The 11929-nt window shown below is 50.6% G+C and carries 14 protein-coding genes; 7 read left to right on the top strand and 7 right to left on the bottom strand.

From position 1 onward, the window contains the following. The first annotated feature begins 71 nt into the window (after positions 1–71). Positions 72–635, top strand: coding sequence for a TIGR01440 family protein (locus I2G42_RS09165; protein WP_055217734.1), 564 nt, complete (start codon positions 72–74; stop codon positions 633–635). Positions 636–725: 90 nt separating this feature from the next. Here I2G42_RS09165 and I2G42_RS09160 read toward each other — a convergent pair whose 3' ends face one another. After that, on the bottom strand, positions 726–3194 hold the full coding sequence (locus I2G42_RS09160; protein ID WP_173813471.1) for a cation-translocating P-type ATPase: 2469 nt from the start codon (positions 3192–3194) through the stop codon (positions 726–728). A 215-nt stretch (positions 3195–3409) separates the two neighbouring features. Further along, positions 3410–5152, bottom strand: a complete 1743-nt coding sequence (locus I2G42_RS09155) for an Rqc2 family fibronectin-binding protein (protein WP_055228242.1) — start codon at positions 5150–5152, stop codon at positions 3410–3412. Between the two features lie 151 nt (positions 5153–5303). Here I2G42_RS09155 and I2G42_RS09150 point away from each other — a divergent pair, with 151 nt between their 5' ends. From I2G42_RS09150 to pgsA, 5 genes are read left to right on the top strand one after another with little or no spacing between them, the layout of a single operon-like run. Next, on the top strand, positions 5304–5582 hold the full coding sequence (locus I2G42_RS09150) for a DUF370 domain-containing protein (protein WP_055218332.1): 279 nt from the start codon (positions 5304–5306) through the stop codon (positions 5580–5582). Continuing rightward, entirely contained in the window at positions 5575–6189 is a 615-nt protein-coding gene (gene gmk, locus I2G42_RS09145) for a guanylate kinase (protein ID WP_022461423.1), read from the top strand. Before I2G42_RS09150 ends, gmk begins: the two co-directional genes overlap by 8 nt. 15 nt (positions 6190–6204) lie before the next feature. After that, positions 6205–6483 (top strand): DNA-directed RNA polymerase subunit omega, encoded by a 279-nt coding sequence (gene rpoZ / locus I2G42_RS09140; protein ID WP_022461424.1) that lies wholly within the window; start codon positions 6205–6207, stop codon positions 6481–6483. Position 6484: 1 nt separating this feature from the next. Further along, complete coding sequence (gene rimO, locus I2G42_RS09135) at positions 6485–7810, top strand: 30S ribosomal protein S12 methylthiotransferase RimO (RefSeq protein ID WP_055228243.1); 1326 nt, start codon at positions 6485–6487, stop codon at positions 7808–7810. Continuing rightward, a complete protein-coding gene (pgsA, locus tag I2G42_RS09130; RefSeq protein WP_055228244.1) occupies positions 7807–8343 on the top strand; it encodes a CDP-diacylglycerol--glycerol-3-phosphate 3-phosphatidyltransferase in 537 nt (178 codons plus the stop codon). Before rimO ends, pgsA begins: the two co-directional genes overlap by 4 nt. A 76-nt stretch (positions 8344–8419) precedes the next feature. Here the strand turns inward: pgsA and I2G42_RS09125 are convergent, their stop codons facing one another. Both I2G42_RS09125 and I2G42_RS09120 read right to left on the bottom strand, forming a co-directional pair. Continuing rightward, the gene (locus tag I2G42_RS09125) at positions 8420–8719 is read right to left on the bottom strand and encodes a hypothetical protein (protein ID WP_022461427.1); all 300 of its coding nucleotides are present in this window, start codon (positions 8717–8719) and stop codon (positions 8420–8422) included. Further along, entirely contained in the window at positions 8716–9078 is a 363-nt protein-coding gene (locus I2G42_RS09120) for a hypothetical protein (protein WP_173813470.1), read from the bottom strand. Before I2G42_RS09120 ends, I2G42_RS09125 begins: the two co-directional genes overlap by 4 nt. Before the next feature lie 137 nt (positions 9079–9215). On the opposite strand from I2G42_RS09120, the gene I2G42_RS09115 reads away from it, so the two are divergent. Next, positions 9216–9365, top strand: a complete 150-nt coding sequence (locus tag I2G42_RS09115) for a hypothetical protein (protein WP_167622864.1) — start codon at positions 9216–9218, stop codon at positions 9363–9365. A gap of 89 nt (positions 9366–9454) precedes the next feature. On the opposite strand, the gene I2G42_RS09110 is transcribed toward I2G42_RS09115, so the two are convergent. The 3 genes from I2G42_RS09110 to I2G42_RS09100 all read right to left on the bottom strand — a co-directional run bounded on the left by I2G42_RS09110 (position 9455) and on the right by I2G42_RS09100 (position 11921). After that, complete coding sequence (locus I2G42_RS09110; RefSeq protein ID WP_055228247.1) at positions 9455–9739, bottom strand: hypothetical protein; 285 nt, start codon at positions 9737–9739, stop codon at positions 9455–9457. 92 nt (positions 9740–9831) lie between these two features. After that, a complete protein-coding gene (locus I2G42_RS09105) occupies positions 9832–10074 on the bottom strand; it encodes a helix-turn-helix transcriptional regulator (RefSeq protein ID WP_022462361.1) in 243 nt (80 codons plus the stop codon). 146 nt (positions 10075–10220) lie between these two features. Next, positions 10221–11921, bottom strand: coding sequence for a S8 family peptidase (locus I2G42_RS09100; protein WP_055228248.1), 1701 nt, complete (start codon positions 11919–11921; stop codon positions 10221–10223). Positions 11922–11929 lie beyond the last annotated feature (8 nt).

Genomic DNA, 11929 nt, shown 5'->3' with positions numbered 1-11929 from the left:
AGGCTGATTCTTGGAAAAAGAGTCAGTCTCCTTTTGCATAAATATTGCTGTTTAGCAAGGAGGGATACAAAATGGATCTTGAAACAATCAGACAGGAAGCGCGTGCCGTCGCAGAGGAGCTGATTACGACAGCGCAGATGAAACCGGGACAGATTCTGGTAGTGGGATGTTCTTCGAGTGAAATTCACAACAGTAAGCTCGGAACGGATTCCAGCCAGGAGATCGGGCAGGCGGTGTTTGAGGCGCTGTATGCGTGTACGAAGGAGCACGGGCTGTATCTGGCGGCGCAGTGCTGTGAGCATCTGAACCGCGCGGTTGTTCTGGAGCGTGCGGCGGCAGAAAAATACGGTTACGAGCCGGTCTGCGCGGTACCGTGGCTGCATGGCGGCGGATCGTTTGCGATGGCGGCATACTATGGATTGGAGGACGCTGTCACCGTAGAGCGTGTGCAGGCGCATGCAGGTATTGATATCGGTGATGTGCTGATCGGCATGCAGCTGAAGGCAGTAGCCGTTCCGGTCCGGGTATCGCAGAAAACGATCGGAGATGCGCACGTTGTCTGCGCGCGGACAAGACCGAAATACATCGGCGGCGAGCGGACGCATTACATGGAAGATCCGGAGATGAGAAAGTAAGAAACTGTGATTGGTAAATCAAAAAATGCCGTACAGGCGGAGGAAAAATTTCCAACGCTGTACGGCATTTTTGATGTTTGGTTTTACGTTTTATTTCGCTTTTCTCGCTTCCCGTTTTCGCAGGAAGAAAATTTTCTGCTTCCGGTAAAAAGAGGAAATGGAATCCACGAGGATGCTCAAATATCGCAGAACCGGCTCTGTTGCGACAGAGAATACGACCAGCAGCATGATACATTTTCTGGACATATCAGAAATGGCGAACAGCTGGTTCAGATAGGTACTGCAGAAAATGAAGGCAATAATCGAGCCGATCAGGATCGTCCAGCGCATCCAGTTGAGCGGCTTGCTGATCCGGTAGAGAATCATAAAACCGACAATGGCGAGCAGTACGGTGGCAGCGGTCGAAATATCTTCCGAGCCGACCGCAAATTCCTGGCCGAAGACGACGAGTGTTGCGACCATCAAAAAGTCGGTCAGCGCCGCAGGCAGGGCCCGTGTCAGAATGTTCGTGATAAAGTGGCCCTCGATCCGGTTTTTGTTCGGCATTAGCGAGAGCAGGAAGCCTGGAATACCGATCGTAAACATACTGATCAGCGAGATCTGGGACGGCTCCAGCGGATACGTCACCATCGAGATCAGTGAGAAGATGGACAGCAGGAACGAGAAAATGTTCTTTACCAGGAACAGCGTTCCCGAGCGCTGCAGGTTGTTGACAACGCGGCGGCCTTCCAGTACGACAGAAGGCATCTTCGAAAAGTCGTTGTCCAGCAGAACGAGCTGTGCAGCCTGTGCGGCAGCGTCACTTCCGGATGCCATCGCAACGGAGCAGTCGGCATCCTTTAATGCGAGCACATCGTTGACACCATCGCCGGTCATCGCAACGGTCTTGCCGTTTTTCTTTAAAGCCTGGACAAACTGGCGTTTTTGGTCTGGTGTGACACGGCCGAACACGGTGTATTTCAGGATTGCTTCTTCGAGCTCTTCCGGTGTCTTTAGAGTGGAAGCATCAATATAATCCTCTGCGTGTGCAATCCCTGCCTGGCGGGCAACCTCAGATACCGTTACCGGAGTATCACCGGAGATGACCTTGACATGGACACCCTGATCTTCAAAGTAGCGGAACGTTTCCGGTGCTTCTTTTCGGATCGGATTGGAGAGAAGCACGTAGCCAAGCGGCGTGACACGGCTGGAGAGTGCTTTTCCATCCGGTACAGTTTCGGATGTGCCGAAGACGAGGAGACGGAATCCCTTTGAGGTATACGCTTCAATTTCACTCTGATAGCGTGCAAAATCATCGCGGAGAACGAACTCCGGGGCACCGAGCACGTAGGAGACATCCGAAAATGTCACACTGGAATACTTGAATTCCGAGGAGAACGAAGTCATCGAAACGGCAGTTTTGCCGTTGTTGTCTTTAAAATATTCTTTCAGTGCCGCCATAGTAATGTTGTCGTTTGACATGGCAGATGCGAAATCACCGACCGCAAGGGAAAGCTCTTCTTTCTGCGGTGCGGGAGCATTTTCGCCGGATTCTGTATCAGGGACTGAACTGGAGCCGACCAGAATCAGGTCATGTACTTTCATATTTGTCTCGGTGATGGTTCCCGTCTTATCGACACAGAGCACGTTGACGCGAGCCAGCGTCTCGATACATTTCATATCATGCACGAGAACCTTCTGCGAAGCCAGACGCATAACGCTGACGGCAAGGGCAACGCTCGCAAGCAGGTAAAGACCTTCTGGGATCATGCCGAGCACGGCGGCCACCATCGAGGTAATGCTCTCACGGAACGCTTCGTGGGAGACGAAAAACTGCTGGCCGAAGAGCAGAAGACCGATCGGAATGATCAGAATGCCGACAACCTTTACCAGCTTGTTGAGGGAGCGGATCATCTCGGACTGTTCGCCCTCTTTCATGGCCTTTGCCTCGAGGGTCAGACGGGAAATGTAGGAATCTTCACCGACCTGGGTCAGACGGCTCTTGCAGCTTCCAGAGACGATAAAACTTCCGGACATCAGCTCGTCGCCCGGGCGCTTGGTAATCTCATCGGATTCACCGGTAAGCAGCGATTCGTTGACCTGTACCTCACCTTCAAGCACGACGGCATCAGCGCAGATCTGTTTTCCTGCGGTAAATACAACAATATCATCGAGTACGAGATCCTCCGCGGCGAGTGTTACCTCAGCACCGTCACGGATCGCAGTAGCCTTCGGCGCGTTTAAAACAGACAGCTTTTCCAGCGTCTTTTTCGCCTTGATTTCCTGTACAATGCCGATCAGCGTGTTCGCGATGATGACCGGCAGAAACGTAAGATCCCGGAACGAACCGGCAAGGATCAGAAAGATGGCAATAATCAGAAAAATCAGGTTGAAATACGTACAGACATTGCTCTTTACGATCTCGGCCGTTGTCTTGGACGGAGGTTCCACCGCGCAGTTGGTCCAGCCGTTCTCGCGGTACTCGGCAACCTGCTCGGCGGAAAGGCCTTCGGAAGGGTCTGCCTCATAGCGCGTCGTTGGAACACGGCGGTGAATGATTTCGGGAATTGTTTTGTTCATAACAGTTATATTCCTCTCCGGCTGTCCTGATAAAGAAGAGACAGCCTCACTGTGGTTTGGTTGAAAAAGATCACGTCTGGAATCTTTTTCCATACTAAGAAGTATACCATAGAGCATCGAAAAAGAAATGAAGGAAGTATTAAATTTTACGAAAAAAAGACTTTTCGCAAAGAGGAACAGATAGGAATGTGCGAAAAGTCTTTTGTATTCTGAATTCAGTCCTGTATTTCCTGAAGATTGCGGATGTTCGGCTCCGCCATCATGGAGTAATTGGTGTAATAAACAACGAAACCCGGTTTGCTTCCGTTTGGTTTGCGCAGGTTTTTCTTTAAGGTGTAGTCGATTTCCACCTTCGGTGCCTGTCTGCCTTTCGAGTAATAGGCGGCGAGAGCAGCGGCCTCTTCGTAGACGGAATCCGGCAGCTCTTTACCGTTCGTCTTTACGATGACATGGCTGCCCGGCTGGCCTTTCGCGTGGAACCACCAGTCGTTGCCGGAGGCGAATTTAAACGAAAGTTCCTCGTTCTGGAAGTTGTTCTTGCCGACATAAATGTCAAAGCCCTCGGAAGAGCGGTAGTGGAACGGATGGGAGGTGATTTTCTGCTTTTTCCCTGTCGGTCCCTTGCGGCGGATGTAGCCGTACTCGATCAGCTCTTCTTTTAACTGCACCAGATCCGCCTCATCGAGCGCAATATCAAGCGCCGTGCTGATGGATTCGAGATGGTCGATTTCCTCTTTCGTCTCGACAAGAAGTTCTTCGAGTGCCTCACGGGTCCGCTTCAGCTTTCCGTAGCGGTCGAAGTATTTTTTCGCATTTTCGCCGGCAGAGAGCGTTCCGTCGAGCGGAATCGTGATTTCCTCGCCGTTATAGTAATTGACGGCTTTCAGCGAAGTATCGCCCGGCTGGCAGCTGTAGCCGTACGTATTTAAAAGCTCACCGTAAATCCGGTATTTTTCCCGCTTGTCGGTGTCTTTTAACTGTTTCTGCTGCAGGTCGTATTTTTTGACATTCCGTTCGAGTGCGGTATTGACGACACGGCGCAGATCGGAAGATTTCTGACGGATGCGGGTGATGCGGTTTTTCATGGCATAGTATGTTTCCAGTACACCGGAGATCGAATCGTATGTTTCCTCCCGCAAATCCTGATACTGCGTCAGTTTCAGTGCGGAAAATTCTTTTGGCTCATCGCCCTGGTATACGATGTTCGGCGTAAATGCGCCGTTTTTGATATCCTCAATCAGATAAGAGAAGGTGCGGAACAGGTGAAGCTTCGCATTTTCTTCGAGTGCATTGACCGCAAATCCGCCGTCGATGCCGGCGCGGCAGCAGACTTCCTCCGCCATCAGCGGGCTGAAGCCGGTAAGGGAAGTGTAGATTGCCTTTGCGGCAGCCATCGGTTTCGTGCAGACGAAATCGAAAAATTCTTCTTCTGTGATCGTGAGCGGATCTTTCTTATCCTGCGTGTGCGGAATGAACCAGGTGCGGCCCGGAAGAACCTCACGGACAGAACTCATGTTGGCGGAAATATGTTTGATACTGTCAAGGATCGTATTGTCCTCCTGACAGAAGATCAGGTTGCTGTGTTTTCCCATGATCTCCACAATCAGCTTCTTGCGGCAGATATCGCCGAGTTCGTTCAAATGCTCGAGCTCAAAAATAAGAATACGCTCGAGTCCCGGCTGGGTAACGGAGAGAATGCGGGCGCTGCCGATGTGTTTGCGGAGCAGCATACAGAAATTCGGTGCGGTCATCGGGCCGGGCTTATTGTTGTCCGTCAGGTAGATCAGCGGAAGCGAAGCACTTGCCGAGAGGAGAAGACGGTAAACGGTACGGTTGTTTTTTATTGTAATCATCAGCTCGTCGTTTTCCGGCTGTGCGATCTTGTTGATCTTTCCGCCGACGATGGTCTGATTCAGTTCCTGTGCAATATTTGCAATGGTAATTCCATCAAAAGCCATAGAAAATATCTCCTTTGTTTGAAATTCTGGTATTTTCATTATAATACAGAAAAAAAGATTTGACTAGGCTTTCTGAATGAATTATAATAAATCTGTATGGGTAGATGTATTTTCTGAAAAAGACTTCAGAAGGTACAGGAAAGGACGGATTGTGGCAAAACTGATCAACATCGGATTCGGCAATGTCGTAAATTCGGATAAAATAATAGCAGTGGTGAGTCCCGAGGCGGCGCCCGTCAAGCGTATGGTGCAGCGTGCAAAGGAAAGCAACCGCATCATCGATGCGACGCAGGGAAGACGCACGAAAGCAGTGCTCATCACCGGAGAAGAATTTATCATCCTTTCGGCTTTGCAGCCGGAAACGATCAGCCGCAGATTCAACGGCGGCTGGGAAACAGAAAAAGAGCGAGGGGAATCTGAAAATGAGTAGAGGAATACTTACTGTAGTATCCGGTTTTTCCGGAGCAGGAAAAGGAACACTGATGAAACGCCTGATGGAGGAGTACGACAACTATGCGCTGTCCATCTCCGTCACCACAAGAGACCCGCGTCCGGGCGAGGAAGACGGCGTATCGTACTTTTTCCGTACAGAAGAAGAGTTTGACCGCATGGTAGAAGAGGATGCCTTCCTCGAGTATGCGCGTTACGTAAAACATTCCTACGGAACGCCGAAGGCATACGTAGAGGAGCAGCTGGATGCCGGAAAAGATGTTCTGCTTGAGATTGAAATCCAGGGAGCACTTCAGGTCAAGGAAAAACGTCCGGACACCCTTCTTGTGTTCATCACACCGCCGACCGCCGAGGAGCTGGAACGACGCCTCCGGGGACGCGGAACGGAAACAGAAGAAGTCATCAAAGGCAGAATGGAGCGTGCAAAAGAGGAAGCACAGGGCATGGACCAGTACGATTATGTCCTGATCAACGACGACCTCGAAACCTGCGTAAAACAGATGCATGAGACCATTCAGAGCCAGCATTTCATGAGCAGCAACCAGAAAGACTTTATCGAACAGATGAAAAAAAGTCTGGAAAAATAGAAAGGAGCATTTATTATGATTCATCCATCTTATCAGGAACTGATTGCAACTATTAACGAGGGCCAGGATCTGGACGAGGCACCGGTTGTCAGCAGCCGTTACTCTCTGGTACTTGCAACAAGCAAACGTGCAAGACAGATCATCGGCGGAGCTGAACCGCTTGTAAAAGTGAAAAAAGGCATGAAACCGCTTTCCATCGCCGTAGAGGAGATGTACAAAGGAGAGGTTACAATCCTTCCGGAATCTGAAGTTGAAGCGGAAGAGGAAACAAAAGAGGAGCCAGTAATTGAATAATATGAAAATTCTGTTTATTTCCCTTGGATGCGATAAAAACCTGGTAGATTCCGAGCATATGCTGGGTCTTCTGGTAGAGCATGGCTTCGAGATCACCGATTCCGAGGAAGATGCAGAGGTTATCGTGATAAACACATGCTGCTTTATCCACGACGCCAAAGAAGAAAGCATTCAAAATATTCTTGAAATGGCGAAGTACCGTACAGCGGGAAGCTGTAAGGTTCTTTTGGTAACGGGCTGTATGGCAGAGCGCTACCGCGATGAAATCATTGAGGAGATTCCGGAGGTTGACGCCGTACTTGGAACGAACAGCTATGACAAAATCCTGGATGCCATTCAGGATGTCCTCGGCGGCGACCGCTTCCAGGAGTATGCCGATCTGAAAGGACTGCCGAAAATTGACGCACAGCGCGTTGTAACGACAGGCGGCCATTACGAATATCTGAAAATTGCAGAGGGCTGTGACAAGCACTGTACCTACTGCATCATTCCGAAGCTGCGCGGACCGTACCGCTCCGTTCCGATGGAGGAACTGATAGCAGAAGCGAAGACGATGGCAGAACAGGGTGTCAAAGAGCTCGTTCTCGTTGCGCAGGAGACAACCATTTATGGTATCGATCTGTACGGAAAGCCGTCTCTCCACCTTCTGTTAAAAGAGCTCTGCAAAATTCAGGAGCTCTACTGGATCCGGATTCTGTACTGCTATCCGGAGGACATCTATCCGGAACTCGTTCAGACGATGAAGGAAGAGCTGAAAGTCTGTCACTACCTGGATCTGCCGATTCAGCATGCCAACGATGAGATCCTGCGCCGCATGGGTCGCAGAACCTCCAAACAGGAGCTGATCGACAAAATTGATTTCCTGAGAAGCGAGATGCCGGATATCACACTGCGCACCACGCTGATCACAGGATTCCCGGGAGAGACAAAAGAGCAGCACAAAGAACTCCTCGAGTTTATCAACGACATGGAGTTCGACCGTCTCGGCGTATTCACCTACTCTCCGGAGGAGGGAACACCGGCTGCTGCGATGGAGCATCAGATCGACGAGGAGGTAAAACTGGACCGTCAGGCAGAACTGATGGAGCTGCAGCAGGATATCTCTGCAGAACTCGGCGAGCGCAGGATCGGCCAGGAGCTTCTTGTTATGATCGAGGGCAAAGTGGCGGATGAGGATGCCTATGTGGGCAGAAGCCAGGCGGACGCACCGGGTGTAGACGGCTATGTATTTGTCAATACACCGGAAACACTCGTATCCGGCGACTTCGTAAGAGTGAAAATTACCGGCGCTCTGGAATATGATCTGATAGGAGAGATAAGCCAATGAATTTACCAAACAAATTAACGATTCTGCGGGTAATTATGATTCCGTTTTTCGTGTTCTTCCTGCTGTCTGGCGTGGGCGGAAGCGCGTCCAAATGGATTGCACTGGTAATCTTTGCCGCTGCCAGCATCACGGATACGCTGGACGGCTACATTGCAAGACGTGACAATCTGATTACCGATTTCGGAAAGTTTATGGATCCGCTGGCAGATAAGCTGCTGGTATGCTCTGCACTGATCTGCTTTGTAGAGCTGGACAAGCTTCCGGCGTGGATGGTTATTATTATCATCGCAAGAGAATTTATCATCAGCGGTTTCCGCCTGGTTGCTTCGGACAATGGAATTGTCATCGCAGCAAGCTGGTGGGGAAAATCGAAAACAATCAGCCAGATGATTATGATCATTCTTCTGATCGCCGACATTCCGGCACTTTCCGTGCTGAATACCGTGCTGATCTGGGTTGCACTGATTCTGACCGTTGTTTCTCTGATTGATTACCTGGTAAAAAATAAAAACGTGCTTTCCATGCAGAACTAGGCAGGAAAAAGCACAGAATAAAAACGCTGACCGGTTTGGGATTCCAGACCGGCAGCGTTTTTTGGTTTGTAGTTTTTCAGCGTTTTTTCCCGGAAGCAGCGGAGCGGAAGAGGCGTACCATCTGGTCAATTTTTGCCGCTTCCTGTTTGGATTTTCCGGCTTTGATGGCAGAGATGATCAGGTCCGCCTCGGAGGCGGAAAACTGTGCGCCGCCCTGATTTCCCTGCATCAGGGAGAGAAGAAACGGCATCATTTCCGCCTGGGATTTTCCACGGCTCTGAGAGGCCATCTGCTGCAGTGCCTGAAGCCGGGCAAAGTCAATTCCGGAAAGAGAGGGGTCCTGCGACCAGTCGTTTTGCTTATCATCCGAACTCATAGCAGATCCTCCTCATTTCCGGGATTTATATTCTGAAGCATCTGGACCATCTGCATGGTCTGAAACATCTGGGAGAGAAGATCCCTCTGCGGACCGGCGGCAAAACGGGAAATATCCTGCAGCATCTCAAGCGGAGAGACGTGTGGGGCATCAACAGACATCATGGAAAGGTCGGCCGGACGGGAAAAAAGCTGAATGGTCCGCTGGAGCTCGAGCAATTTGCTCAAAATCGCAAGGGAGGGCTGCAGGCCGAAGGAGGCGTAGGGAATGGCAGCCTTCAGCATCTGAAGCTGATCCTGTGCGATCATCTGGTCCAGCGGTGTCATCTGTTCCACATTTTGTTCCTGTTCCTGATTCAAATTAAGATCCTTCCTGGCAGCATTCCTGCATTTGTCTTTTTATTTCTCTTTATCTTATGTTCCAGGCCGGAAAAAATGACAGAAGGCGGGAAAAAACATATGATAAGAGGAAGAAAGAAAAAGGAGACCGCCGGAAAATGGATGGAAAAGAAACAGCAAAAAGAAAACAGGTACTCGAAGGGAATGCCTTTTATGAAATAGATCTGGAATGTATGAGAAAAAAAGAAAGAAGAGAAGAGATGGAAAAGCGGGAAAGAGAAGCACGGAAACCGAAACGGTTTCGCTGAAAGAGAATTCTGGTGAAAAAAAGCCCCGGGGCGGTTGATCCGCACCCGGGGCTTTTTCTGCCCGAACATCTGGGAGGACTGAAAAAAGGTCAGCAGCCGCATCCACAGTTATTGCTGTTGCCGCATCCACAGCCGTTGTTGTTCCATCCGCCGCAGCAGAACAGAAGAATCAGAACGAGCCAGCAGTCGGAATTGCAGCCATTGTTGTTGTTTCCGCATCCACATCCGCCGCAGCAGGAGAGGAGAAGCAGAATCCAGATAATACTGCAGCCATTGTTTCCGAACAGGTTGTTGTTGGAAACACCGCATCCATTATCGCAGCCACAGCCGTTGTCACATCCGCATCCACAGTTTGTAGCAGCTAAATCACTCATGTTTGTTCCTCCAAAGGAATCATTTTGCTTACAATTCATGATATGAAAAACTGCCGGGCGGGGTTACTCTTAAAGAGAAAAATTCAAAGACCCTACAGACTGCGTCCCTGAAAATCAAAAAGCTCTTTCACCGGAATGTCAAGTGCCTCAGCGATATCGAACAGAAGATTCAACGAAATAGAGGTTTTTGTATTTGGCGCTTCGATGTTGCTCATATGGGTACGACTGATATGTACCGCCTCGGCAAGTTCGGCCTGCGTCATTCCTTTTGCTCTTCGGTAGTAGGCAATCGTAAGTCCAAGAAGGCGAAGATCGTTCAAGCGTTCGTAATTCATAGTCAGGAATCCCCCTTTTAGTTTTATAAATATAATGATAATACGTAATGATACAACGGAAAACAATCAAAAACAAGGCACTTGCACATTAAAAGTTTGCATCAACAAACGGATATACCATAGAAGCAAACCTGTGAGCGGGAAAATCAGTTTGTCATAAGGCTTGTGAAGCTTTGATATAACTGTAATCGGCCATATCCCCATTCTCTGCTCGGATACGTAATAGTATCAGTTCGGTCTGCACCGCGGATCAGGTAGTTTTTTACCTCCTGTGCCGTGAAATAGCGGGCGGGAGTGCGCTGGATGCCCCATTGCAGAAAAAGAGCAGCGGCGCCGGATGTAATGGCGGCGGACGCACTCGAACCGCTGAAGCTTACATAGGAGCCGGCCGGTCCCGGTCCGGTAACGGAGACGCCGGGAGCGGCAAAGTCGGGCTTGATTTCACCAAGCCGGGTAAAGCCGCGGCCGGATTCCGGGGAAAAACCGTTGTTTGCTGCCTGATACGTGGAGGGAGAAAGAACAGGAACCGTGGCAGAAGGTGTCGTCAGTGTCGTGTACGGATCCGGTTCCAGAAATGTCACATCGGAGGTGGAAAATCCGGTGATCGGGAGCCAGATGTGGAAATCCGGCGGCGATGGAAAAGCGCGGTAAACCTGAAGCGTCCAGATACCGGGGGTCGGATCCAGCATGCGGATCAGAATGAGCTGGCTGCCGGTCGTGGCCTGGACCACTTCGTAGTTGACGTAGATTACGGTGCGTTCCAGAACGAAGGTGATCCGCTGTTCCTGATTCAAAGAGACGGGAATCCGCGGAATCGTCTCGCCGCCGGGAGAGCGGAAACCGACAGAAAAAAGCTGTGGAGCCTGTCCCCAGAGTTCCAGGGTGAAACCGCGGTTTCCTTCAGAAACGAGAAACTCTACATTTTTCGGGGTGTAAGTTTCGGATACAGAGCCATAATAATGGTGTGCTGCATTTCCTTCGTTGCCGGTCGCGCAGACGGGGATCACACCAGGCGTGTTGCCGTAGCGCGCCAAGGTCAGAGAAACGGGGAGCGTGCCGGAGTGGCTGCCCTGATTCGTCCCGAGTGCCAGACAGAGGACGAGCGGTTTTCCTTCCGCAGCTGCGGTTTCATTCAGAAAGTGCATGGCGGAGAGCAGGTCATCTTCCTCGAAGACGGGAGCATTGGAGGACACAAGATAAAAATCTTTCAGATTCTGTTTGGCGGGTTTTAATTTAACAACGGCAAAATCTGCCTCCGGTGCGGCGCCGAGAAATCCGGCGGAGGCATCCGGAGTACCGCCGGCCACGCCTGCGACATACGTGCCGTGCCCGTCGGGATCGGTGACTGGAACAAGGGAGAGTGGATCGCCGCTTTCAAGTGCCGCGTCGAGATCGGACTTGGTATAGAGACTGCCGTAAGGAAACTGCGCCGGCGGCGTTCCCGTCCGGTCCGTCTGATCCCAGACGGCGAGAATCCGGCTCTGTCCGTTGGCATGCAGAAATGCGGGGTGGCGGTAATCAATGCCGGTGTCCAGAAAACCGAAGATTACATTTTTGCCTGTATATCCGCCGCCGTAGAGATTCTGCGTCTGGACAATCCCGGAGACTTCCAGTGAGAGCGTGGAGAGCGGCGTAAAAAGTTTTGGAAGCCCGGTAAAGGGAACTGCGCCGAAGAGATTTTCCGGCAGCAGACTCCGCTCGAGAAAGAGAACGGAATACTGCGGGTTCAGCGTAAGAAGAGCACTTGATTCCGGAAACAGCATCTGGTACCGCTCGGACTGTGCCACGTAATTCTGGATCAGAATGTTGATGTAATCGTTGGAATAAATGATGTCTGTAAGATCCATAAAGAGAC

Origin of the sequence: Fusicatenibacter saccharivorans (genome assembly GCF_015557635.1) — a bacterium.
Classification (GTDB): Bacteria; Bacillota; Clostridia; order Lachnospirales; family Lachnospiraceae; genus Fusicatenibacter; species Fusicatenibacter saccharivorans.
Note: the sequence above shows the minus strand (reverse complement) of the source record. Positions and strands in the feature narration are given on the sequence as shown.

Coding starts and splice junctions, on each gene's coding strand:
- I2G42_RS09155 (WP_055228242.1), bottom strand. CDS start 5,152: ATGGCTTTTGATGGAATTACCATTGCAAATATTGCACAGGAACTGAAT.
- rpoZ (WP_022461424.1), top strand. CDS start 6,205: ATGATTCATCCATCTTATCAGGAACTGATTGCAACTATTAACGAGGGC.
- gmk (WP_022461423.1), top strand. CDS start 5,575: ATGAGTAGAGGAATACTTACTGTAGTATCCGGTTTTTCCGGAGCAGGA.
- I2G42_RS09105 (WP_022462361.1), bottom strand. CDS start 10,074: ATGAATTACGAACGCTTGAACGATCTTCGCCTTCTTGGACTTACGATT.
- I2G42_RS09115 (WP_167622864.1), top strand. CDS start 9,216: ATGGATGGAAAAGAAACAGCAAAAAGAAAACAGGTACTCGAAGGGAAT.
- I2G42_RS09110 (WP_055228247.1), bottom strand. CDS start 9,739: ATGAGTGATTTAGCTGCTACAAACTGTGGATGCGGATGTGACAACGGC.
- I2G42_RS09100 (WP_055228248.1), bottom strand. CDS start 11,921: ATGGATCTTACAGACATCATTTATTCCAACGATTACATCAACATTCTG.
- I2G42_RS09160 (WP_173813471.1), bottom strand. CDS start 3,194: ATGAACAAAACAATTCCCGAAATCATTCACCGCCGTGTTCCAACGACG.
- I2G42_RS09125 (WP_022461427.1), bottom strand. CDS start 8,719: ATGAGTTCGGATGATAAGCAAAACGACTGGTCGCAGGACCCCTCTCTT.
- rimO (WP_055228243.1), top strand. CDS start 6,485: ATGAAAATTCTGTTTATTTCCCTTGGATGCGATAAAAACCTGGTAGAT.
- pgsA (WP_055228244.1), top strand. CDS start 7,807: ATGAATTTACCAAACAAATTAACGATTCTGCGGGTAATTATGATTCCG.
- I2G42_RS09165 (WP_055217734.1), top strand. CDS start 72: ATGGATCTTGAAACAATCAGACAGGAAGCGCGTGCCGTCGCAGAGGAG.